The organism is Xanthomonas sp. Leaf148 (genome assembly GCF_001423585.1).
GTDB lineage: Bacteria > Pseudomonadota > Gammaproteobacteria > Xanthomonadales > Xanthomonadaceae > Xanthomonas.
Map to the genome: position 1 here is coordinate 175290 of NZ_LMOP01000013.1, position 22911 is coordinate 198200.

Here is a 22911-nt window from a genome sequence, read left to right on the forward strand (position 1 = left end):
CCTTCTTTTTGGGCGGCTGAAAACCGCCGTCGGCCGGATCTGGATCGCATGCGGATTCGTTTGCGCCAGGTGAACGCAGCGCTTGCGCGCCCGTGCAAACGTTGAGCAGCCGCTGTTGGCGCGATCGTGGGAACTACCGCACGAACCAGGCCGCACATCCCGACAGGATCGCCGCGCACAATGCGCAGCGCCGCTGGCAGAAACCAACGCCCGCGCAGTTCAATCGCTATAAAAATCTTGCGGACAACGTGGCGGTCTAGCGTGCCACCAGCCACTGGCCTGCACGCGCACCGGCAAACATCAGCGCCAGCCCGGCCACCAGCGTCACCGCCAGATACACGCCGATCATCGTGGAGCGATCGGTGCGCGCAAACACCAGACACTCCATCATCAGCGACGAAAAAGTGGTCAGCCCGCCCATCACGCCGACGATCAACAGCGCCCGCAGCGGCCAACTCGACGGACCGCGCGCGTCCAGCCAGACCAGCAGCACGCCGGCGACGAACGAGCCGAGCAGATTTACCGTCAACGTTCCCCACGGAAAGCCGGCGCCAAAGCGCTGCAGCAGCGCTGCACCGATCGTAAAACGCAGCCCGGAACCCAATGCGCCGCCGGTCATCGCCAACAATAATTGCTGCCACCACACCGGTGCGTTCATGCACGTACTCCGCAACCGCCCAGTGGAGTCTTCGAAAAAAACGTATGCGCGTTCGGCATCATCAATCCTGAGTCGAGAAGCGATGCCGGGGCACAGGCCTGCCGCCCCGGCGGGGGTGGACAGGCATCATCAGCGCGCAGACTGCGTGCGGTTCAAGGAGGAATGCCATCTCCCGTATCGCCGATTATGCCGTGGGCTTTCCAGGCTTGTCAGCCCGCGCCTGCGCACGCGCCTCGCGCAGCCGGTCGAGCTTTTCCTTGAGCTTGATTTCCAGTCCACGCGGCACCGGCTTGTAATACACCTGCTCGCCCATCGCGTCCGGAAAGCCGGTCTGGTCGAGCGCGATGCCGCCCTCGGCATCGTGATCGTATTGATAATCCTGGCCGTAACCCAGCGTCTTCATCAGCTTGGTCGGCGCATTACGCAGATGCAGCGGTACCTCTTGCGTGCCGGTGGCGCGCACATCGGCCTTGGCTTGATTGAAGGCCGCGTAGCCGGCGTTGGATTTGGCGGTGCTGGCCAGGTACAGCACCAACTGTGCGAACGCCAGCTCGCCCTCCGGGCTGCCCAGACGCTCGTAAATATCCCAGGCTTCCAGCGCCATGCTCTGAGCGCGCGGGTCGGCCAGACCGATATCCTCGATCGCCATGCGGGTCAGCCGCCGCGCCAGATAGGCCGGGTCGCAGCCGCCGTCGAGCATGCGGGTGAGCCAGTACAACGCCGCATCCGGATTGGAGCTGCGCACCGATTTATGCAGTGCCGAGATCTGGTCGTAGAACTGTTCGCCGTTCTTGTCGAAACGGCGGGTGCGGTCGGCCAGCACCTGCAGCAGCGTCTGCGGCGTGATCTCCCCGCCCTCGCCGCCTGCCAGCTCGGCGGCAATTTCCAGCAGGGTCAACGCACGCCGCACATCGCCATCGGCGGCGCTGGCGATTTCCAGGAGCGACGCATCGCTGACCTGGATCGTCTCCTGTCCCAGCCCGCGCTCGGAATCGTGCAATGCGCGTTGCAGCGCTTCGACAATGTCCTGCGGCGACACCGATTCGAGCACGTGCACGCGGCAACGCGACAGCAACGCGGAGTTCAATTCGAACGACGGATTTTCCGTGGTCGCGCCGACGAACAGGATGGTGCCGCGCTCGATGTGCGGCAAAAATGCATCCTGCTGCGCCTTGTTGAAGCGATGCACCTCATCGACGAACAACACCGTGCGTCGGCCGCTGGCAAACCGTTGCGCGGCCTCGGCCAACACCTGACGGACCTCTGGCAGCCCCGACAACACTGCGGAAATCGCCTTGAACTCGGCATCGGCGTAGTGCGCCAGCAGCAAGGCAAGCGTGGTCTTGCCGCATCCTGGCGGGCCCCACAGGATCATTGAATGCACGCGCCCCGATTCCACCGCGCGGCGTAATGCGCTGTCGGGCGTCAACAAGCGTTTTTGGCCGACCATTTCGTCCAGCGTCCGCGGACGCATGCGCTCTGCGAGCGGGCGCAGATGGTCTGCGTCCACGCTAAGCAGATCGGCGGTGCTATCGATGGTGGATCTGGTTCGTGCCACACCCCATTCTATCGCGCCGGGGCGTTAGCGCATTGCAGCGGTGAGCTGCCGCGCGAAAGCGGCAGATCTCTCACGTTCCGGAAGGCCACCGCAGCGACGATGCCGGTTGGCGAGCGCAGCTGGATCACAGAAGGCACAACGCAAGACGCCTCCCCGTAGGAAGGCGTCTGCAATATTGCCTCAACGCATCTGCTGACAAGCTGCAACGTGCAGCCTTGCGCCCCGAGTGAATCGGTCGCCGTCCATCGGGCATGACGTTACTGCGCGTCGCCCACCACATCCACCCCCTTGGCCGGGGTGTAGCGGAAGGTGTCGGCCGCAAACGCGGGGTTGCGCTTCCAGCCGCTGAAGCTGATCGCAGTGCGCTGACCCACCGCATCGACCACCTCCATCTTGGCCAGGCCGTCCTTGCCGAAGCCGAGCGAAGCCATCTGGAAGCTGGCTTCGGTGTCGACCTTGGGCGTCAACGACAGCCACTGCAGGCCGTCGCGCGGCGCCGCTTCTTCGCTGACGTCGTATTGCTTGTCCAGACGCGCGGGGTCGATCAACGCCACCAGCGGGCTGTTCTGCTCTTCGTTGCCCTGCGCGCGCACGGTGACCTGCTCCAGGTCGGGGTCGAACACCCACACCTTCTTGCCGTCGGCCACGATCAATTGCTTGTAAGGCTTGGCGTATTCCCAACGGAACTGACGCGGTGCCGACAATGCCACCCGCCCGCTCGAACGCTCCTTGACCCGGCCGTTGGCATCGGCGACCTGCTGATCGAACTGCCCATCCAGGCCTTTCAGGCCACGGGTGAACGTGTCCAGCTCCTGGCGCGCACCGGCAAACGCGGTGCCGGCAAACAGAGCGGTGGCGAGGACGGCATAACGGAGCTGGCGATGCATCGCGGTCTTCCAGAAAGGAGTACGCCAATTCTGAAGCTTCATAGATGAATGGGCGAGCGCTATTGCACGCACGCGTTCATGCAGCGGCAGCGGGTTGCCTCAATCATTGGTCTGCACCTTGGACAGATCGCCGTAAACGATCTGCCCACGAAAGCCGCGTCGCACCTGCTGATACAACTCGCGAAATGCACGGTAATCCTGCGGCTGGCACAAGGCCTGCGGCCCATGCACCGCCGCGCGTTGCAGGCGATGGACCGCAGTGACCGTCTGTCCCTGGCGCGACCAGTCCACCACGTATTCGCCAGCCGCATTGCGAAACTTGCTGCTACGCGGGATGGCAATGATCGGCACCGTCTCGGGGAAGGTCACCACGTAGGTTTCCTCACGCACGCTGTCGTTGCAGTAGAACGGAGTCAGATTGTCTTCGGCCGAGGTGGTGGCGTAGATCCCGCGCGTCGATTCGGCCCCCGGCATGTCCGGCAAGGTCATACCGCCGACCACCGAAAAATCCACCGCATCGTTGGCCTGGAAGCTGTAGCGATAGTTGAACGGCGTTTCCAGATCCAGCGGATCGCCCTGAATCAGCAGATCGCCGGTCCCGACGAAGCCGGACTGGGCAATGATCGATTCCTCGATACGGTTACGGTTCTGCGCATTGAGTTGTACGAACATCGCGCGCAAGCCCACTTCGCCGGTCTGCCCGCTGTCCAGGGTCGTCAGGCCCTGCAATCCGCCCTGCGGCGTGAAGCGGTACTCGGTCCGGGCGACATAGCGGTTGACCTTGCGATCGTTCGGCGGGGTCTGGGTGACCTTGCCGTCGCGCGTATGCACCACCGGCGCGCCAAGATCGCCGGCCGGCAACTGGCCGAAGCGCGCGTAGGGGTTGGTCGAATCGACGTAAAGGTCGAAGGCCGGGATGTAGGTGATGGCGTGATTGAAGCGCCCGAGCACCGGGATTGCCGGCAATGTCGGCCCCCCCTCCGCGCCGATCAGCACCGGTGTGCTGGCGATGCCCTTGGCCGCAAGCAGCGCTTCCAGAATCACGGTGTGGTCCTTGCAGTCGCCATAGTGATTGGCCAGGATGCTGTCGGCACTGTTGGGCTCCAGACCGCCATTGCCCAGGTACACCGCCACGTAGCGGATATTGCGCGCGACCCAGGCATACAACGCCGCCGCCTGCGCACGCGGCTCATCGATTCCCTTGGTCACCTGGTCGGCCAATGCCTGGATCGCGGGTGTGACCGTAGCGGCGCGCCCACCCTTGACGTGATACGCCAGGCCCATCTGCGACCAACTGTCGAAAGTGCTGGCCATCAGCGTGGGGCTGAATTCCCAGGTCGCCGCACTCCAGTTCTGGTTCTTCATCGGCGTGGCGCGCTGGTAGCGCCATTCCCAGCGCGCCTGATCGCCACGCACCACCGGCTTGGTGCTGCCCTGCAGACCACGTGCGGACAAATGCATCGGCAACGACTTGGGCGCAACCAAGGTGACCACCGCATCGTCGTATTGCGCGAACACGCTGAAGGTTTCCCACAGACTGAAATAACCTGGGAAGTAAGGCGTGTTCTGCGCGCGTCGCACGCGATAGACGATGCGCGCACCCGGCGCCAGATTCGGGAACACCACCACCTTGACCTTGCGGTCGGCATACATCGCCGCCGACGCGCTGGAATAGCTTTCCTGGGTGTAGATCTTGTCGGCCGCCACGTCCTGGCGCAGCCCTTCGGCGGTGACGGTGTACGCCTCCAGCACTTCGAGCGTCTCCATCTTTTCGCTATAGCTCAACCGCACCTGGCTGAACTGCTCCACCGCCGACTTGGTCTTGAGCAGGATTTCGTACTCGTCGGTTTCCACACTGCTGGCATCGGCGCGCACTTCGTAGTCGGCGCGGTAGCGCACAAAGCTGTAGTTGGTATCGGCCTGGGTCCGCGTCGCCGCCGCGGCAGGCGCGGGGCGCTGTTGCGCCTGGGCGAGCAGCGGAGCGCAGATCAACAATACGAGCAACAACACAGGACGACGCAGCATGGGTCTAGATCACGACAGGCCGGAGCGGCCGTTGTCCGATAGGGTAGCCGGTGTGCCCGGCAATGACAGGTATCGACTTCCAACAATGCCGCATTGATGCGTGCGGCAGCGCTCGTTGAGGCAACTCACACGCCGCAGTCCACGCAGACGCGCAATATGGGGTCTTGCGCCGGCGCGTGGGCGCAACTGGACGAGAATCGAAACGCGTCCTGCACACGCCGAATCCAGGCAATGGCCCTTCGCCCTCTCGCTGCGCCTCCAGCCACCGTACCGCGCAGCGACTGCCGCAGCCGCGTGCCACCGCACCGCACCGCACAGCGACGAAAGCCGCCGCGCTTACTTGGGCGGCGGCGGCGCCAGCACGGTGCGATCGCCGTTGTGCTCAGGCTGGCTGACCACACCGGCCGCTTCCATCGCCTCGATCAAGCGCGCAGCACGGTTGTAGCCGATCTTCAGGCGACGCTGCACACCGGAAATCGATGCGCGCCGGGTTTCGGTGACGATGCGCAGTGCCTCGTCATACAGCGGGTCAGACTCATCCCCACCGCCGCCACTGCTCTCCGGCAAGCCGGTTGCGCCCACCACGGTGCCATCGCCCATGGTCTGCACTTCGTCCAGCACGCCTTCGACATAGGAGACCGGCCCACTGGCTTTCAGGTGTTCGACCACCCGATGCACTTCTTCGTCGCTGACGAAGGCGCCGTGCACACGGTCCGGCAGCGCGGTGCCCGGCGGCAGATACAGCATGTCGCCATTGCCCAGCAGCGCCTCGGCGCCGGACTGGTCCAGGATGGTGCGCGAGTCGATTTTGGAACTGACCTGGAAGGCGACGCGGGTCGGGATATTAGCCTTGATCAGACCAGTGATCACGTCCACCGACGGCCGCTGCGTGGCAAGGATCAAGTGGATACCGGCCGCACGCGCCTTCTGCGCCAGGCGTGCGATGAGCTCTTCGACCTTCTTGCCGACGATCATCATCATGTCGGCGAATTCGTCGATGAAGATGACGATGAACGGCAGCGTCTCCAGCGGCCGCGGCGCTTCGCCCAGCTCCGGATTCGGTTTGAACAGCGGGTCCATCATCGGCTGGCCGGCGTCGATGGCGTCCTTGATCTTCTTGTTGAAGCCGGCCAGGTTGCGCACGCCCACCGCGCTCATCAGCTTGTAACGGCGTTCCATCTCCGCCACGCACCAGCGCAGGCCGTTGGCGGCCTCCTTCATGTCGGTGACCACCGGCGCCAACAGGTGCGGGATGCCCTGATAGACGCTCAATTCGAGCATCTTCGGGTCGATCATCAGCATCCGCAGTTCCTTGTGCGAGGCCTTGAACAACAGGCTCAGCACCATCGCGTTGACCGCCACCGACTTGCCCGAGCCGGTAGTACCGGCCACCAGCAAGTGCGGCATGCGCGCCAGATCGGCCACGGTCGGGCGGCCGGCAATGTCCTTGCCCAGCGCAAGCGTCAGTGGACTGGCCGACTTGTCGTATTCCTTGGAACGCAGCAGCTCGGACAGGAAGATCATCTCGCGGGTGACGTTGGGGATCTCCAGACCCACCACCGACTTACCCGGAATCACGTCCACCACACGCACCGACTTGACCGACAGGCCGCGCGCGATGTCCTTGTCCAGCGAGCTGATCTGGCTGACCTTGATGCCCGGCGCCGGCTCGATCTCGAAGCGGGTGATCACCGGACCGGGATAGGCCCCGACCACCTGCGCCTCGATGCGGAAATCCTTGAGCTTGAATTCGATCTGCCGCGACAGCGTTTCCAGCGTCTCTTCCGAATAACCCTTGGCCTGCGGCTTCGGATCGTCCAGCAATGCCAGCGGCGGCAGATCCGAGCCGTCGGTGCTCACGCCCTGGAACATCGGGATCTGGGTGTCGCGCTTGGCGCGCTCGCTCTTTTCCACCACCGGTGCCGGCGGCGGCTCGATCTTGACCGGCTCGCGCTTGGCCTGCTTGACCGCATCGACCTTGCGCACTTCCTCGCGTTCTTCGCGCATCACGCGGGTTTGCTGCCACTCGGTCGCCTGATGGGTCTTGCGCTGCATCAACGGGCCCAGCGCCAGCACCCACTGACCGATGCGCTCCATCACCACAAACCACGACAACCCGGTCGCCAATGTGATCGATACCAGCAGCAGCACTATCACGAACAGATTGGCGCCCAGGGCACCGAAGCCCGAACTGAGCGACCCGCTGACCAGCTTCCCGAGAATGCCGCCGGCCTCGGCGACCTCGCCCTGGAACAGGCGCAGATGCAAAAAGCCGGTCGAAGAGATCAGAAAGCCCACCATGCCGACCAGCCGCAGCGCCGGCCCCAGATCGCTCTGACTCTGCTCCTCGCGCTCGCCGATCAGCGCGATCCAGGCCACCGCGCCCAGGATCACCGGCAGCAGGAAGGCCACATAACCGAACAGCTGCAGCAACACATCCGCCGCCATCGCGCCGAATCTGCCGCCCATGTTGTGGATCGGCGCGACCAGATTGCCGGTGCGCGACCAGCCAGGATCGGTTGCCGAATAGGTCAACAGGCTGGCCAGCAGATACAGCAACAACGGCGCCACCGCGATCAATGCCAGATCGCGCCAGAGCTTTTGCCGACGCGGATTGTCCGCCACCGCCGTCTTGCGCGACGACGATTTGCCCTCTGCGGGCTTGCTGCGTTCGGGAACCTGCTTTGCCACCTGTAGCCAGACCTTAGAAAAATGCTGTTAGTGGTTGATAATAAACGACTGAGGCCACGGTTTCAGCAGTTGAATGAGCACCGGCTTCCGGGGCGCCCGGCCGCCAATGAAAAACGCCGCACAAGGCGGCGTCGAACATGCATTGCGGGCGGACCATGCCATCTGCGGTTCAAGCAGTTCCATCGTGCCGCCTTGATTCACCGGGTGGGGACCGCCACTCTATGCCGCCACGGGGGCGCAATTCATCAGCGCCGTCCCTACCAATTCCTAGACCGCGAGTATACATGAGCGCCTCATCTGCCAGTCCCGCCAAGCATTCCCGCCTGCTGATCCTGGGCTCCGGCCCGGCCGGCTGGACCGCCGCGGTCTACGCCGCCCGCGCCAATCTCAAGCCGGTGGTGATCACCGGCCTGCAGCAGGGCGGCCAGCTGATGACAACCACCGAGGTGGACAACTGGCCGGGCGACCCCCACGGCCTGATGGGCCCGGACTTGATGAACCGCATGCAGGCGCATGCCGAGCGCTTCGAGACCGAGGTCATCTTCGACCACATCCACACTGCCGATCTGTCGCAGCGGCCGTTCCGGCTGATCGGCGATAGCGCCGAGTACACCTGCGACGGGCTGATCATCGCCACCGGCGCCACCGCCAAGTACCTGGGCATCCCCAGCGAAGAGGCCTTCAAGGGCCGCGGCGTCTCCGCCTGCGCCACCTGCGACGGGTTCTTCTACAAGGACCAGGACGTGGTGGTGGTCGGCGGCGGCAACACCGCGGTCGAAGAAGCGCTGTACCTGTCCAACATCGCGCGCAAGGTGTACCTGGTGCACCGCCGCGACACCCTGCGCGCGGAAAAGATCATGCAGGACAAGCTGTTCGCCAAGGTCGCCGCCGGCAAGATCGAAACCGTCTGGCACCACGCCATCGACGAAGTGCTGGGCAACGATGCCGGCGTTACCGGCGTGCGGGTCAAGTCCACCCTCGACGGCAGCACCCGCGACATCGACGCGCACGGCTTCTTCGTTGCCATCGGCCACCACCCCAATACGCAGCTGTTCGACGGCCAGCTGGCGATGAACAACGGCTACCTGGAAATCCGCTCCGGCCTGAACGGCGCAGCGACCGAGACCTCGGTGGCCGGCGTGTTCGCCGCCGGCGACGTGGCCGACCAGCACTACCGCCAGGCCATCACCTCGGCCGGTTTCGGCTGCATGGCCGCGCTGGATGCCGAGCGTTACCTCGACAAGAGCGCCTGAGATGGCTGCTGACCGCCGGCCGCGCCGCGCGGACAGCAGCACCAACGGGCCGCGCGCATGAGCGTGACGGCCCGCTGGTGCCGCCGGCTGGACGAGCTTCCTGCCGGTGCCTGGGATGCGCTGCACGACGGCAGCCACCCCTTCGTCAGCGATGCATTTCTGCAAGGCCTGGAACGCGAAGGCTGCCTGCGCCCGGACTGGGGCTGGAATCCGCTGCACCTGACCTTGTGGACCGGCGACACGCTGGTCGCCGCCGCGCCGGGTTACCTGAAAAACAATTCGCACGGCGAGTTCGTGTTCGACCATGCCTGGGCGCATGCGTATGCGCGCTACGGGCAGGAGTATTTCCCGAAGTGGCTGTGCGGCGTGCCCTACTCGCCCGTCACCGGCCCGCGCCTGCTCGGTGCGCCCAAGTGGCGCGGGCACTTGCTGGCCGCGATGCGCGAGCTGGTGGAGCGCAGCAGCTTGTCCTCGGCGCATGTGAATTTTCATCTGGCCGACGAAGACACCGCGTTCGATGCCGAGTGGCTGCAGCGTCACGATCTGCAGTACCACTGGCACAACACCAGCGGCTGGAGCGACTTCGAAACGTTTCTGGCCGCGATGGACCACAAGCGCCGCAAGAACATCCGCCAGGAACGCGCCAAGGTGCAGCGCGCCGGCATACAGCTGCGCGTGGTGCATGGCGATGAGGCCAGCGAGGCCGACCTGGACGCCATGTACGGGTTCTATCTCAAGACCTTCAACGAGTACGGCAATTCGCCGGCACTGACTCCCGAATTTCTGCGTCACCTGGCGCAACACCTGCCGCGCCAGCTGGTGATGTTCTTGGCCGACCTCGATGGGCAACCGATTGCCGGTGCGCTGTGCCTGCGCGGCCATGACACGCTCTACGGCCGTTACTGGGGCGGCGAAGCCCTGCCCGGGCTGCACTTCGAAACCTGCTACTACCAAGGCATCGAATACTGCCTGCGCGAAGGCCTGAGTCGCTTCGAGCCCGGCGCACAAGGCGAGCACAAGATTGCGCGCGGCTTTCTGCCGACCGTGGTGCGCAGCCGTCACTGGATCACCGACCCCGGCTTCCGCGAACCACTGGCGCAATGGTGCGCCGACGAGCGCGAGGCCGTCGCGCGGCACGCGCTCGAACTGGCAGACCACAGCCCGTTTCGCGACTGACCCAATGCGCGCCACCCGCATGCCGCACCGCTAGACTCAACCCATGTCGCGCGCCCTGCCCCACTTGCTGTCACCGGACCCCGCCAGTCCGTTTCCTCCGGTCGAACACGCTTTACGCGACCCCGACGGCCTACTCGCCCTCGGCGGCGACCTGCACCCGCAACGCCTGCTCAACGCGTACGCGCAGGGCATCTTTCCGTGGTTTTCGGAAGGGCAACCGATCCTGTGGTGGAGCCCGGACCCGCGCATGGTGTTCCGCACCGATAGCGTGCGCCTGTCGTCGCGCTTCAAACGGCAGCTGCGCAACTGCAATTGGACCCTGCGTGCCGATACCGCATTTGCAGAGGTCATTGCCGCGTGCGCGTCCAGCCCGCGTCCCGGACAGGACGGCACCTGGATCACCGCGCAGATGCAGGCGGCCTATCTGGAGTTACACCATCGCGGCCACGCACACTCGCTGGAAGTGTTCGATGGCGCGCGTCTGGTCGGCGGCATCTACGGCGTGGCAGTCGGCAGGATGTTCTTCGGGGAAAGCATGTTCAGCGCAGTCAGCGGCGGCTCGAAAGTGGCGTTAGCCGCCCTGGCCGCCGACCTGCATGCGCGCGGCTGGCCGCTGCTCGATGCGCAGGTGGAAAACCCGCACCTGCTCAGCCTGGGTGCGCAACACATGCCACGCCCGGAGTTCGTGCAACACGTGCAGCGCCAGGTTGCCCTGGTGGAACCGGCCGGCAGCTGGTCCGAACGCTACGGCGAGCGGCCCGTCACGGCGCTGGGTGAAGCCCGCTTAACATAAAATTTGCACCACGGGGAGATGGAGCGTAAAATGCCGTCCCTTACGGCCCCTCCGGGCCAGCTTTGATTGCCAGGATTACATGTCGAAAGACGACTCCATTGAATTCGAAGGCAGCGTCAGCGAGACGCTTCCCAACACCACGTTCCGGGTCAAGCTGGAAAACGGGCATGAAATCATCGCCCACATCTCCGGCCGTATGCGCAAGAACTACATCCGCATCCTGACCGGCGATCGGGTCAAGGTTGAGATGACTCCGTACGACCTGACCAAAGGCCGTATTACCTACCGCATGAAGTAAGCGGTTCTGGTGCTGAGACGCAAGGCGGCCAATGGCCGCTTTTTGTCGTGCCTGTGATTTGGCAGGTTGCTGGTGGCAGTGCTGCGACTCATCACGATGTGGCGCGGGCTGCAATCCGCTGACGTGCGTATCCACGAACCCGCATCGACCACGCGCGCGCAGGCATTCGCACGTCAAACTCGGGCGTGCGCCGATACACCAGCACCCTTGCCGTTTTCTTGCTCGCCATAGCGTATTGCGGGGTTCAACAGATGCGAGGCGCTCGACGGCTTATGGGGCGTTGGGGCTAACTGGCTGCTCGCACAGACAGCATCGCGCACCCTCTCCCGGACATAAAAAAGCCGCTCATTCGAGCGGCTTTTTTATTCCAGAACGCATGAATCAACTGCGTCGATCAGTCGACGGTTGCCGGCAACAAGCGCTCCGGCTCCGGATGCGCTTCCACCACCAGTTCGCCATCCTTGACGTCGATATTGACCCGCCCGCCCTCTACCAACTTGCCGAACAGCAGCTCGTCGGCGAGCGGACGCTTGATCTTCTCCTGGATCACGCGCGACATCGGGCGTGCGCCCATCAGCGGATCGAAGCCGTGCTGGGCCAGCCAGTCGCGCGCGGTCGGGGTGGCCGACAGCGAGACGTGCTTTTCCTGCAGCAACATTTCCAGCTCGATGATGAACTTGTCCACCACGCGCAGGATGTGGTCGAAGCCCAGCGCCTGGAACTGCACGATCGCATCCAGACGGTTGCGGAACTCCGGCGTGAACCCGCGGCGGATCGACTCCATCGCGTCGGTGGAATGATCCTGCTTGGTGAAGCCGATCGAGCGACGCGATGCCTGCGTGGCACCGGCGTTGGTGGTCATCACCAGGATCACGTTCTTGAAGTTGGCTTCGCGCCCGTTGGTGTCGGTGAGAATGCCGCGGTCCATGACCTGCAACAGGATGTTGAAGATGTCCGGATGCGCCTTCTCCACCTCGTCCAGCAGCAGCACACAGTGCGGCGTCTTGACGATTTTCTCGGTCAGCAAACCACCCTGATCGAAGCCGACGTAGCCCGGAGGCGCACCGATCAGGCGGCTGATCGAATGCGCTTCCATGTACTCGGACATGTCGAAACGCACCAGCTCGATACCCAACTGCAATGCCAACTGCTTGGTCACCTCGGTCTTGCCTACACCGGTGGGGCCGGCGAACAGGAAGTTGCCAATCGGCTTTTCCGGGTTGGCCAGACCAGAACGGGCCAGCTTGATCGAGCCGGCCAGCGTCTCGATCGCCGGGTTCTGCCCGAAGATCACCATCTTGAGGTTGCGCTCCAGATGCTGCAGCACGTCCTTGTCGGTGGCGCTGACCTGCTTGGCCGGAATGCGCGCCATCTTGGCGACGATGGTTTCGATCTCCTCGATGTCGATCAGCTCCTTGCGCACGCCTTCGGGCAGCAGTCGCTGACGCGCGCCGGCCTCGTCCATCACATCGATAGCCTTATCCGGCAACAGACGGTCGCCAATGTGCTTGACCGACAGGTCCACCGCCGCCTGCAATGCATCATCGGCGTAGGTCACGCCGTGGTGCGCCTCGTACCTGGGCTTGAGGCCCTGCAGGATCTCGAAGGTTTCACCGACGGTCGGCTCGACAATGTCGATCTTCTGGAAGCGCCGCGCCAACGCCCGGTCTTTTTCGAAGATGCCGCGGTATTCCTGGAACGTGGTCGAGCCGATGCAGCGCAGCTCGCCCGACGCCAGCGCCGGCTTGATCAGGTTGGAGGCGTCCATGGTGCCGCCCGAGGCCGACCCGGCGCCGATGATGGTGTGGATTTCGTCGATGAACAGCACCGCATTGGGCACCTTCTTCAACGCGGTCAGCACGCCCTTCAGGCGCTTTTCGAAGTCGCCGCGGTATTTGGTCCCGGCGACCAGCGCGCCCAGGTCCAGCGAGAAAATCACCGCGTCGGCGAGTACTTCCGGTACGTCGTTGTCGACGATGCGCTTGGCCAGGCCCTCGGCGATCGCGGTCTTGCCCACGCCCGCCTCACCCACGTACAGCGGGTTGTTCTTGCGGCGGCGGCACAGGACCTGGATGGTGCGCTCGATCTCGTCGGCGCGGCCGACCAGCGGGTCGATCTTGCCGTTGCGCGCCTGCTCGTTGAGGTTGGTGGCATATTCGGCCAGCGCATCGCCCTTGGCCTCGCCCTCCCCACCCTCGCTCTTGGGCTCGCCGTCGGACGCAGACGGCTGCTCGCCGTCTTCACCCAGCTTGGCGATGCCGTGGGACAGGTAATTGACGATATCCAGGCGGGTGATGTCCTGCTGATTCAGGAAATACACCGCGTGGGAATCCTTTTCGCCGAAGATGGCGACCAGCACGTTCGCGCCGGTGACCTCTTTCTTGCCCGAGGACTGCACGTGGTAGACCGCGCGCTGCAGCACACGCTGGAAGCCCAGGGTCGGCTGAGTGTCGCGGCCATCGTCTTCGGCCAGACGCGAGACCGATGCCTCGATCGCCTGTTCCAGGTCGTTGTGCAGCCGCAGCTGATCCGCGCCGCAGGCCTTGAGCACGGCTTGCGCGGAAGGGTTGTCCAGCAGCGAGAGCAGCAGGTGCTCGACGGTCATGAACTCATGACGCGCCTCGCGTGCTCGCTTGTAGCACTGGCCGATGGTTTGCTCTAGGTCTTTGCTGAACATTGGTAACTCCGAACGGCTGTTGCCAACAATATGCGGCTTTTGTTGGGATTTTCCACAACCCTATCGGATAGGCATGTTCAGACGGCGTTAGCACGTGATTGCAGCCACACTGTTGCGCTGCTGGAATGATCCCGCTGCCAGCTCAGGTCTGTTCCATCGTACACAGCAGCGGATGCTGGTTCATGCGCGAAAACTCGTTAACCTGCGCCACCTTGGACTCGGCCACTTCGCGGCTGTAGACCCCGCAAACGCCGCGTCCACGGGTATGGACGTGCAGCATGACCTGCGTGGCCCGCTCCAGATCGAGGTTGAAAAACTGCTGCAGCACGGTCACCACGAAGTCCATCGGGGTGTAGTCGTCGTTCAGCAGCAGCACCTGATACCGCGGCGGTGGCGCCACTTCAGGCTTGCTGGCTTCGACCGTGAGGCCATGATCGTGTTCGTGAGATGTCTTCCGGGGCATCCGGTCATTATACGGTTCATCGCCGCGCGCATTGGACGATTTGCGCCGCGGCCCGCACAATTTGTCTCCGATTCCCCGGCTGGCCCTTGATGACCGATACCCCGACCGCGCTGCGACAGGCGCCGTCTGCTGCAGCATCCCTGCATGCCCGCGCGCCCCTGCCTGCACTGCGGTGTTGCGCCGCCCGCCCGTGCACCGATGCGGTGACCGATGCAATGGCCGGCCTGTCGCCCGCCCAGGCGCTCGACCGATGAGTACGCCCGAACAGCGCTGGCGCCCGGATGTCACCGTGGCCACTGTGGTGGTGCGCGACGGCAAGTTCTTGCAGGTGGAAGAAACCATCGCCGGCAAGCTGTTGTTGAACCAGCCCGCAGGCCATCTGGAGCCCGACGAAAGCCTGCTGGACGCAGCCGTGCGCGAAACCCTGGAAGAGACCGGCTGGGACGTGCGGCTGACCCACTTCATCGGCACCTACCAGTGGGTGGCGCCGAGCGGCCAGTGCTTCCTGCGCTTCGCCTTCGTTGGCGAGGCGGTAACCCATCACCCGGAGCGCCGCCTGGATACCGGTGTGGTGCGCGCGCTATGGATGACACCGGATGAATTGCGCGACGCGACCGAGCGGCTGCGTAGCCCGTTGGTGTGGCAGGTGGTGGCCGACTTTCTGGCCGGGCAGCGTCACCCGCTGGCGTTGGTGCAGCACGTCGCATGAGTACGCCGCGTATCGTGGTGGGCGTGTCGGGTGGCGTGGATTCGTCGGTGGCGGCATGGAAACTGGCGCAGCAAGGCGAGCCGATCGCCGGGTTGTTCATGCAGAACTGGGCCGACGACGGCAGTGGCGATTGCCGCGCCGAAGACGACCGTCGCGATGCGGTGGCGGTGTGCGGCGTGCTGGGTATTCCGTTCCACTTTCGCGATTTTTCCGGCGAATACTGGAGCGGTGTGTTCGAGCACTTTCTGGCCGAATATGCCGCCGGACGCACGCCCAACCCGGATGTGTTGTGCAACCGCGAGGTCAAGTTCAAGCATTTCCTGGACGCTGCCCAGGCGCTGGGCGCCGAGCGCATCGCCACCGGCCATTACGCGCAGGTGGCCCACAGCGGCGGACGCTGGCGGCTGCTGCGTGGGGCGGACCGTGGCAAGGACCAGAGCTATTTCCTGCATCAACTGGGGCAGACCCAACTGGCCGCGACCCTGTTCCCGATCGGCGATCTGGAAAAGAGCACGCTGCGCCGTATCGCCCAGGACGCCGGTCTGCCGACCCACGCCAAAAAGGATTCCACCGGGATCTGCTTCATCGGCGAGCGCGACTTCCGCGAATTCCTGGGGCGCTACCTGCCCGCCCGCACCGGTGAGATCCGCGACCCGCAGGGGCAGCGCATTGCCGACCATCCGGGGGTGTTCTATTTCACCCTGGGTCAGCGCGAAGGCCTGAACATCGGCGGCGTGCGTGGCCGGGCAGCAGCGCCCTGGTACGTGGTGGGCAAGGATGTGGCCAGCAACGTGCTGTATGTGGATCAGGACCGCGACAGCCCCTTGCTGCAATCGCGCTGGCTGCAGTCCGAGCAAGCCCACTGGGTGACCGGCGCACCGCCTGCGCGCCGCTTCAGTTGTACTGCGCAGACACGCTACCGGCAGCCGGACGAGCCGTGCACGGTGGACGTGCAGGACGATGGCAGCGTGCAGGTGTGGTTCGAGCGACCGCAGCGGGCGGTAACGCCCGGGCAGTCGCTGGTGCTGTACGACGGCGAGGAATGCCTGGGCGGCGCGGTCATTGCCGCCACCGATGCGCCGCTGGAACGCCAGCTGGCGGGATCTTCTTTTTCCTCTGAGGGTGTGGCTTGATGAGTGTTTCCATGGAATACCGCGTGCTGGCGCTTGCCGGCGTCGCCCAGGCGTTGCAGCAGGTGCGGCGGATCGCCGAAACCGGGCATTCGGAAGCGGCGACGGTGCGCACCGCCATGGACAGCGTGTTCCGGGTGGATGCGGCCTCGCCAGAGGCCGTTTACGGCTCGGCTGAGGCGGTGGCGCCCGGTCTGCGCCTGTTGCACAACTACTTCCGCAACCAGGCTCAGGACGACGTGCTGCCGCGCCTGGCGCTGGCGGTGCTGCAACTGGAGCGCCGTTTCGTGCGCGACACCACCACCGTGTCGACGGTGTCCAACGGCATCGAGGCAGCCGCACGCCAGGCGCAGAACCTGAACGACAGCGCTCATCCGGATGTGCTCAGTTCGCTGGGCGGGCTGTATGCGCAGACCATCAGCCACCTGCGCCCCAAAGTCATGGTGCAGGGCAACCCGCATTACCTGGGCCAGGCAGGCGTGGTCGCGGAAATCCGCGCACTGTTGCTGGCGGCAGTGCGCTCGGCGGTCCTGTGGCGGCAGATGGGGGGCAGCTTGTGGGACTTCCTGTTCGCCAAACGCGCGATGAGCGAAGCGGTGGACCGCGTGCTGCGCTGAGTAGCGCAAACAAGGCGGTTTCAGGCGCCTATAACGGGCGCTAGCGTGCGCCGGCCGCAAGCGCATGGGCAAGACGATATGGCGATCGTCGCTAAAGACAACGGGGGTATTGCCGATACAGCAACCGTGACTCTGCCGAGAACGCCCATGTATTCACGTCCACTCATCCGTCTAGCCGCTCCTTTGGCTCTGACCTTGCTGTTTCCCTTCGCTGTCGGATTCGACTGGCCCGCCTCGGTGCGCTGGGCGATCCTGGCGACCATGACCCTTAGTTGGTTGGTTTTCGCTGCCTGGGTGACGTATTCCCAGTTCCGGCGCAACCCGGACCAGACCCGCATCCTGCGCGAGCAGGACCAACTGCTCAACGAACTGCGTACGTTCGTCAGCAACGAAGTCGATGGTTCGCGCTCGGAAGTCGAGCGTGCCCGCGAACTGATCCGCCAGGCCGTGTCCGGTCTTGGTGGCAGCTTCGAATCGATGAACCGCAAGTCGCGCCAGCAAAGCCAGGCACTGGCCCGCATCGTCGACCGCGCAGGCGACGATGGCAGTGCCGGCGTCGACGTCGCCCGCTTCGCCCAGCACGCCAGCTCCCGCATGGAGCAATTGGTGGAAGCGCTGGAACAGGTGAGCGGCCAGAGCACCAACACCGTCCATCACATCGATGAGATGGCACAGCATCTGGATGGCATCTTCGCGTTGCTGGAAGACGTCAAGTCGATCGCCGACCAGACCAACCTGCTGGCGTTGAACGCCGCCATCGAAGCAGCACGTGCCGGTGAAGCCGGTCGTGGCTTCGCGGTGGTCGCCGACGAGGTGCGTAACCTGTCCGAACGTTCCACCACCTTCAACGAACAGATCCGCAAGCTGGCACACAGCTCCAAGGAATCGATCGCCAAGGTGCGTGAAACGGTCTCGCAGCTGGCATCGCGTCACATGGACCGCTCCCGCGAGGCGCGCCATGAATCGGCCGCCATGCTGGAGAACGTCGCTCAGATCAACGCCTCGTTGGGCGATGGCATGCGCGAAATCTCCGAGTGCGCTCGTTCCATCGATGGCAGCGTGGCCGAAGCCGTCCGCGCCCTGCAGTTCGAGGACATTGCCACGCAGACGTTGAGCGGCATCCACACCCACCTCGATCGCCTCACCGCGATCAACCGTGAGGCGGTGGCGCTGCAGGAACTGCTGCATCGCAATGGCGGCGTGTACGACAGCGACCTGGTTGCGTCGCTGGCCAAGGTGTCCAGCCGTCTGCGCGACATGCGTGTGGAGTGGGAACGCCCGCCGCACAAGCCGGTCGCACAGCAGGGCATGGGTGCCGGCACGGTCGAGTTGTTCTAAGACCGATGTCTGCCCGCAGCTTCTGATCCCGACATTCCCCGGCTTTCCGGGGATTTGTCGTTCCGTAACGACCCGGTGTTCCGCTCATGACGCTCCTTGCCCCCACCATCGATACCGACCCCACTGCCGCATTGCAGGCAGCAGCCTTGGCCACCGCCCATGCCGAGCGCATCGCGCAAAGCGAAGCGGCCAGGCCGGTGCTGCGGCGGGTACGGTTGCCGGCCGCACTGGAACGGCTGGAGCTTGCCGCCCGCGCGGAAATCAAGGCGTTGATCAACCCGCGCCGCGATTGCAGCGAAACCGACCTGCTGTTCGCGACCGTGGCGTGGGACCTAGGCCTGGACGGCGCCGCCGTCGGCGCGTCGACACGCTGATCCCTGCAACGGCGGGGCGTGCCTCGGCAGGCGCCCCGCCGGTTGTTTTGAACTGCCCGATCTCAGGCTTTCCAGCCAACCGCCTCAGGCTCGCCGGCTGTCAGTTACCCTGGGCCACAGGGCACTACGCGGACCGCGCGCACACAACTCCCCCGCCCTGGCCAATACGCCAACACGCCCCAGGGGTTGTCAGCCACAGGGACGACGCCGTTTTCATCACTCCCGGAGTGCCGGCCCATTGCCGATCAGTATGGGAAGATTGCGTTCGTCCTTAGGTTGAACGTGCTGCATATCCATGAACGGAAGTCGCTTGGTTTTATTGGCTGCAGCAGCGCTCCAGTCCGCGGCATCCGCGGCAGCTGCCGCAGCATCGGCGAACGAGAGTGTGTATCTCGAATTCCTCTGGGAGGCGCGGCCGCCGCATTCGATTACGCGCCAGCAAACCATCCAATTCCTGACCGATGATCAGCACCATCATCAGATCTGTGTCGCAACCAATTTTGCCGATACCGATGTGGGCGGGTTGATGTTGAAGGCCTTCGACGCATCCGGGCGGGAAGTATCGAGCCACCAATACCCTGAGTATCGTGGTGCAAAGCAGTGTTACGGCGCCGACCTGGGCCAAAGCGGAGCGCCTGGCTTATGGACTTTTCAAGCCCAAACAGGCGATGGGCGCACTGGCGAAAGCACCATCCAGGTCAATGCCAAACTCGAAGATTCGCCACTGTCCACCGACCCTGGAACGCCTTATGTCGTTGGCCGACCGAACTATGACGCATCGATTCCACCGGACCAGTGGCGCGGCCGCCTTGTGTGGGACATGAGGGTCGATGCGCAAGGCACGGTGACCGACGTATCCGTAGTGACCGCGGAAGGCGTCGGTCTGAAACTCCGCGACCGCGCCATCGCGGCAGGCTATTTATCGCTTTTCTTCCCTGACAAACAAAGAGAAAAAACGCCGCTGGTCTGGAGGCGCGAGCTTTCATTTGCGCCGGAATGAAAACTGCACCAGAGCGGTTAAGCGTGCTGGCTTGCGGACCTCACGTGCACCACTGACGACAGGGCTGCATGCAGATGCGATCACTGAACGTGCCGGACATCAGCCCTGGCGGTTGGCGCGGCGTCGCAGCCAGATCCGGACTGATGATGTATTGGGAAGATGTCGCAGATGTCCATGACGCTCCGCACGGGAATCCGTGATGCGTCGCCGGATAGCAGCGTCATACATCGCGAGGCGCGCATTCGGGCGTATGCGACGTTGAGCGGAACGCGCGTCTGCCGCTGCGTTGGGAAAATGGCATGGAAGATTCTTGTGGTTCCACGCAGTCGCTTGCATTACGCGAGCTGCAAACCTTTTGTATGACGGCACGCCGCATCGGCGTATCAAACTGCTACACGCCCTGCGCGCCATGCCGCAGCATCAAGACTGACGGTGCCAGCCAGACCAGCGCCTCAGCTGGCGATCACCAAGCGCGCACCCAGCCGCATGCCGGCTTCGGCCTCGCGCAGCCACTGCGCCATGTCGCGCGGCGACAACGGGCGCGAGTAGAAATAGCCCTGGATCTCGTCGCAGCCTTGCTGGCGCAGCAAGGCATCTTCCTGCACGGTCTCCACGCCTTCGGCGACAACCTGCATGCCCAGCGCGTGGCCCAGATGCACGATGGCCTGGGTGACCTCGGCGGTGTTGGCGTCGTCGAGCATGCCCTGTACGAAGCTGCGGTCGATCTTGAGGCGCTGCACCGGGAAGCGGTTGAGGTAATGCAGGTTCGAGAAGCCGGTGCCGAAGTCGTCCACCGCCAGCAGCACGCCGTTTTGCTCGAACAACTCGAAGCAACGGCGCAGCGAATCCGAATCGCGAATCAGCGCCGACTCGGTCAATTCCAGTTCCAGCCGCGATGGCGGCCAGCCGTTGTCGCGGCAGATTTCCAGCACGCGCTCGGCAAAGCCGCGTTCGCGCAACTGCACGGCCGAGACATTGACCGCGATGCGGCTGAAATGCAGCCCGGCGCGATCCCAGACCACCGCCTGGCGGCAGGCTTCACCGATCACCCATTCGCCTAGACGCACGATTTCGCCGCATTCTTCCGCGATCGGAATGAATTCGACCGGGCTGCACGGGCCATGGCCTGGGCGATTCCAGCGCATCAGCGCTTCGATCGCCGGCGATGCGTCGCCCACGGTGTTGACCAGCGGCTGGTAGACCAGCGTGAACTCTTCGCGCTCGAGCGCACCTTGCAGTGCATGCTCGAGCTCCAGCCGGCGCTGCGCACGCAGCAGCACATCCTGGCTGTAGTAATGGAAGGTGTTGCGACCGGATTCCTTGGCCGCGTACATCGCCGCATCGGCGGCGCGCAGCAGGCTGTCGAAGTCCGAAAGACCCTCTCCCTGCAGCGCAATGCCGATGCTGGCACCGAGCTTGAGGGTGATATGGTCCTTGCGTAGCGGTTCGCCCAGCGCGCTGATCAACTTGCGCGCCACGTGGCCGGCATCTTCCGGCTCGGAAAGATCGCGCAGCAGCACGATGAATTCGTCGTCGCTGAAGCGGCCGAACAGATCGCTGTTGCGCAGATGCTGATGCAGGCGCGCCGAGGCGAGCTTGAGCAAGTTGTCGCCGGTGGCATGGCCGAACGAATCATTGATGCTCTTGAAGCCATCCAGATCGATCAGCAGCATGGCCAGCACCTGGCCGCGCTCGTGCGCTTCGCGGATCGCGTTTTCTGCCTGCTCGCGCAGCAAAAAACGGTTCGGCAGGCCGGTCAACCGGTCGTAGTGCGCCAGCAGCTCGATGCGTTCGTTGGCTTCGCGCTCGCGGGTGACATCGCGGAACAGGGCGACAAACCGCGGCGGCAGCCCTTCACGACGATCCAGCTCGATCAGCACCTGCACCCAGATGCGTTGACCGGAGTTGCGATAGAAGCACAGCTCCAGCTGCTCGGGCAGACCGCCATCGGAAATGCGCAGCAGCGCCGCTTCGAAAGCGTCGCGCGAATCCTGGGTGTACAGCGCAAGCGCCTGCTCCAGGGTGATGTTTTCCTTGCGCAAGCCGTGGATGCGGTAGCACTCCTCGGTCCACTGCATGCGACGGGTATCGACCTCGATTTCGCAACCGCCGATCTTGCCCAACGCGGACACGCGATTGAGCAGTTCGGTACGCCAACGGATCAGGGCATCGGTCTGCCGCTGCTCGGTGACGTTCTGCAACTGGCCGAGCACACGCACCATGCTGCCATCGCCATCGAACACCGGCTGCGCCCAGACCCGCAGATGATGCGGATTGACGCCGAGCAGGCCGTTGACCTCCAGCTCGAAATGCACCGGCAGGCCTTCGTGCTTGATTTTACGCCAGGCCCCGCGCAGTTGCGCCACCGAAGGCCGTGCGAGCAGACGCAGCAGGTCGCGAACGCCGTGCAGGCGCAGCTGGGTCATGCCGAGCTGCTGCAGGAAGTCCTGCGATATCCACAGTTGGTCCTTCAGCGAATCCCAGCTCCAGCTGCCCATGCTGGCAATGCGCTGGGCTTCTTCGAGCTGGGCCTGCTGCTCGCGCAGCTGCTGCTCGAGCAATTTGTGGTGATGCACGTCGGTATGGGTGCCGACCATGCGCAGCGGGCGGCCATCGGCGGTGCGCGAGACCACGCGACCGCGATCGAGGATCCAGCGCCATTGGCCGTCGTGCTGGCGCAGCCGGAATTCGGCTACATAGGTATCGGTGCGCCCATCCAGATGCGCCTGGACGGCTGCGCTGACCTGCGCGTGGTCGTCGGGATGAATCAACCCGGACAACGCGGTGAGATTGTTCGGTAGCGGTTGCTCGGAGTAGCCGAGCATGCGGGTCCAGCGCTCGGAGCGGTACACCACGTCGGCGGGAATATCCCAATCCCACAACCCGTGATCGGCGCTGTCCAGGCCCATTTCCCAGCGGCTGGTGCCATCGGCGCCCATCGGCTCGGGAATGCTCAGGGTGAAGGCCATGACCTTGCCGTGCTCGTCGCAGACCGCGCGCAGCCAGCCTTCCAGCCGTCCGCCGCCCGTTCCCGGCAACACGCAGGCCGCCATGCCGCCGCTGTCGGCCACCTGGGCGCGACTGCTCTCCAGCACTTCGGCATACGCACCAAGGGTTGCCGGCAGCCCGAGGGACTGCGCAACGCTATTGGCCGCCAGGGGCTGGCCATGCGCATCCAACAACACCACCGCTGAGGTCAGCGGGTGCTGCAGCATGCTTGCAATGACGCCTGAGTCCACTCTGGAACACTCCGAAGGATCGACC

18 protein-coding genes and 1 riboswitch are annotated in these 22911 nt (G+C 64.3%); of the genes, 10 read left to right on the forward strand and 8 right to left on the reverse strand.

Going from position 1 to position 22911, the window contains the following annotated elements; translation table 11 throughout:
* Window positions 1–256 precede the first annotated feature (256 nt).
* The 5 genes from crcB to ASF90_RS20135 form a co-directional block, all read right to left on the reverse strand.
* On the reverse strand, window positions 257–658 hold the full coding sequence (gene crcB, locus ASF90_RS20115; RefSeq protein ID WP_055854372.1) for a fluoride efflux transporter CrcB: 402 nt from the start codon (window positions 656–658) through the stop codon (window positions 257–259).
* A 113-nt stretch (window positions 659–771) separates the two neighbouring features.
* Window positions 772–840, reverse strand: a riboswitch (Fluoride riboswitch).
* 2 nt (window positions 841–842) lie between these two features.
* Window positions 843–2132 carry a replication-associated recombination protein A gene (locus ASF90_RS20120; protein WP_193552616.1) on the reverse strand — a complete coding sequence of 430 codons (1290 nt, stop codon included), beginning with the start codon at window positions 2130–2132 and terminating at the stop codon, window positions 843–845.
* A 341-nt stretch (window positions 2133–2473) separates the two neighbouring features.
* Entirely contained in the window at window positions 2474–3145 is a 672-nt protein-coding gene (lolA, locus tag ASF90_RS20125) for an outer membrane lipoprotein chaperone LolA (RefSeq protein ID WP_055854377.1), read from the reverse strand.
* A gap of 57 nt (window positions 3146–3202) precedes the next feature.
* On the reverse strand, window positions 3203–5128 hold the full coding sequence (locus ASF90_RS20130) for a DUF3857 and transglutaminase domain-containing protein (RefSeq protein ID WP_055854378.1): 1926 nt from the start codon (window positions 5126–5128) through the stop codon (window positions 3203–3205).
* Between the two features lie 336 nt (window positions 5129–5464).
* Window positions 5465–7819, reverse strand: coding sequence for a DNA translocase FtsK (locus ASF90_RS20135; RefSeq protein ID WP_055854382.1), 2355 nt, complete (start codon window positions 7817–7819; stop codon window positions 5465–5467).
* 284 nt (window positions 7820–8103) lie between these two features.
* On the opposite strand from ASF90_RS20135, the gene trxB reads away from it, so the two are divergent.
* The 4 genes from trxB (at window position 8104) to infA (ending at window position 11339) form a co-directional block, all read left to right on the forward strand.
* A complete protein-coding gene (gene trxB / locus ASF90_RS20140; protein WP_055854385.1) occupies window positions 8104–9072 on the forward strand; it encodes a thioredoxin-disulfide reductase in 969 nt (322 codons plus the stop codon).
* A 57-nt stretch (window positions 9073–9129) separates the two neighbouring features.
* Complete coding sequence (locus ASF90_RS20145) at window positions 9130–10248, forward strand: GNAT family N-acetyltransferase (RefSeq protein ID WP_055854388.1); 1119 nt, start codon at window positions 9130–9132, stop codon at window positions 10246–10248.
* 43 nt (window positions 10249–10291) lie between these two features.
* Window positions 10292–11041 (forward strand): leucyl/phenylalanyl-tRNA--protein transferase, encoded by a 750-nt coding sequence (gene aat, locus ASF90_RS20150; protein ID WP_055854391.1) that lies wholly within the window; start codon window positions 10292–10294, stop codon window positions 11039–11041.
* A gap of 79 nt (window positions 11042–11120) precedes the next feature.
* Window positions 11121–11339: a translation initiation factor IF-1 gene (gene infA, locus ASF90_RS20155; protein WP_002813418.1), complete on the forward strand. Its 219-nt coding sequence runs from the start codon at window positions 11121–11123 to the stop codon at window positions 11337–11339.
* 394 nt (window positions 11340–11733) lie between these two features.
* Here the strand turns inward: infA and clpA are convergent, their stop codons facing one another.
* Together clpA and clpS are read right to left on the reverse strand one after the other, a co-directional pair.
* Window positions 11734–14016, reverse strand: coding sequence for an ATP-dependent Clp protease ATP-binding subunit ClpA (clpA, locus tag ASF90_RS20160; protein WP_055854392.1), 2283 nt, complete (start codon window positions 14014–14016; stop codon window positions 11734–11736).
* Between the two features lie 142 nt (window positions 14017–14158).
* Complete coding sequence (gene clpS / locus ASF90_RS20165) at window positions 14159–14479, reverse strand: ATP-dependent Clp protease adapter ClpS (protein WP_016901748.1); 321 nt, start codon at window positions 14477–14479, stop codon at window positions 14159–14161.
* Window positions 14480–14729: 250 nt separating this feature from the next.
* On the opposite strand from clpS, the gene ASF90_RS20170 reads away from it, so the two are divergent.
* The 6 genes from ASF90_RS20170 to ASF90_RS24395 all read left to right on the forward strand — a co-directional run bounded on the left by ASF90_RS20170 (window position 14730) and on the right by ASF90_RS24395 (window position 19647).
* On the forward strand, window positions 14730–15188 hold the full coding sequence (locus ASF90_RS20170) for an NUDIX hydrolase (RefSeq protein ID WP_055854395.1): 459 nt from the start codon (window positions 14730–14732) through the stop codon (window positions 15186–15188).
* Window positions 15185–16321 carry a tRNA 2-thiouridine(34) synthase MnmA gene (mnmA, locus tag ASF90_RS20175; RefSeq protein WP_055854403.1) on the forward strand — a complete coding sequence of 379 codons (1137 nt, stop codon included), beginning with the start codon at window positions 15185–15187 and terminating at the stop codon, window positions 16319–16321. Before ASF90_RS20170 ends, mnmA begins: the two co-directional genes overlap by 4 nt.
* Complete coding sequence (gene hflD / locus ASF90_RS20180) at window positions 16321–16935, forward strand: high frequency lysogenization protein HflD (protein WP_055854405.1); 615 nt, start codon at window positions 16321–16323, stop codon at window positions 16933–16935. The genes mnmA and hflD overlap by 1 nt, the downstream gene beginning before the upstream one ends.
* A 147-nt stretch (window positions 16936–17082) precedes the next feature.
* On the forward strand, window positions 17083–18273 hold the full coding sequence (locus ASF90_RS20185) for a methyl-accepting chemotaxis protein (RefSeq protein WP_055854408.1): 1191 nt from the start codon (window positions 17083–17085) through the stop codon (window positions 18271–18273).
* 86 nt (window positions 18274–18359) lie between these two features.
* Complete coding sequence (locus tag ASF90_RS20190; RefSeq protein WP_055854412.1) at window positions 18360–18647, forward strand: hypothetical protein; 288 nt, start codon at window positions 18360–18362, stop codon at window positions 18645–18647.
* A 295-nt stretch (window positions 18648–18942) separates the two neighbouring features.
* On the forward strand, window positions 18943–19647 hold the full coding sequence (locus ASF90_RS24395) for a hypothetical protein (protein ID WP_236699319.1): 705 nt from the start codon (window positions 18943–18945) through the stop codon (window positions 19645–19647).
* A 452-nt stretch (window positions 19648–20099) separates the two neighbouring features.
* On the opposite strand, the gene ASF90_RS20200 is transcribed toward ASF90_RS24395, so the two are convergent.
* The gene (locus ASF90_RS20200; protein WP_193552593.1) at window positions 20100–22886 is read right to left on the reverse strand and encodes an EAL domain-containing protein; all 2787 of its coding nucleotides are present in this window, start codon (window positions 22884–22886) and stop codon (window positions 20100–20102) included.
* Between the last annotated feature and the right edge of the window lie 25 nt (window positions 22887–22911).

Coding starts and splice junctions, on each gene's coding strand:
- ASF90_RS24395 (WP_236699319.1), top strand. CDS start 18,943: ATGAACGGAAGTCGCTTGGTTTTATTGGCTGCAGCAGCGCTCCAGTCC.
- hflD (WP_055854405.1), top strand. CDS start 16,321: ATGAGTGTTTCCATGGAATACCGCGTGCTGGCGCTTGCCGGCGTCGCC.
- aat (WP_055854391.1), top strand. CDS start 10,292: ATGTCGCGCGCCCTGCCCCACTTGCTGTCACCGGACCCCGCCAGTCCG.
- ASF90_RS20185 (WP_055854408.1), top strand. CDS start 17,083: ATGTATTCACGTCCACTCATCCGTCTAGCCGCTCCTTTGGCTCTGACC.
- crcB (WP_055854372.1), bottom strand. CDS start 658: ATGAACGCACCGGTGTGGTGGCAGCAATTATTGTTGGCGATGACCGGC.
- lolA (WP_055854377.1), bottom strand. CDS start 3,145: ATGAAGCTTCAGAATTGGCGTACTCCTTTCTGGAAGACCGCGATGCAT.
- clpS (WP_016901748.1), bottom strand. CDS start 14,479: ATGCCCCGGAAGACATCTCACGAACACGATCATGGCCTCACGGTCGAA.
- infA (WP_002813418.1), top strand. CDS start 11,121: ATGTCGAAAGACGACTCCATTGAATTCGAAGGCAGCGTCAGCGAGACG.
- ASF90_RS20190 (WP_055854412.1), top strand. CDS start 18,360: ATGACGCTCCTTGCCCCCACCATCGATACCGACCCCACTGCCGCATTG.
- mnmA (WP_055854403.1), top strand. CDS start 15,185: ATGAGTACGCCGCGTATCGTGGTGGGCGTGTCGGGTGGCGTGGATTCG.
- ASF90_RS20130 (WP_055854378.1), bottom strand. CDS start 5,128: ATGCTGCGTCGTCCTGTGTTGTTGCTCGTATTGTTGATCTGCGCTCCG.
- trxB (WP_055854385.1), top strand. CDS start 8,104: ATGAGCGCCTCATCTGCCAGTCCCGCCAAGCATTCCCGCCTGCTGATC.
- ASF90_RS20145 (WP_055854388.1), top strand. CDS start 9,130: ATGAGCGTGACGGCCCGCTGGTGCCGCCGGCTGGACGAGCTTCCTGCC.
- ASF90_RS20170 (WP_055854395.1), top strand. CDS start 14,730: ATGAGTACGCCCGAACAGCGCTGGCGCCCGGATGTCACCGTGGCCACT.
- ASF90_RS20120 (WP_193552616.1), bottom strand. CDS start 2,132: ATGCGTCCGCGGACGCTGGACGAAATGGTCGGCCAAAAACGCTTGTTG.
- clpA (WP_055854392.1), bottom strand. CDS start 14,016: ATGTTCAGCAAAGACCTAGAGCAAACCATCGGCCAGTGCTACAAGCGA.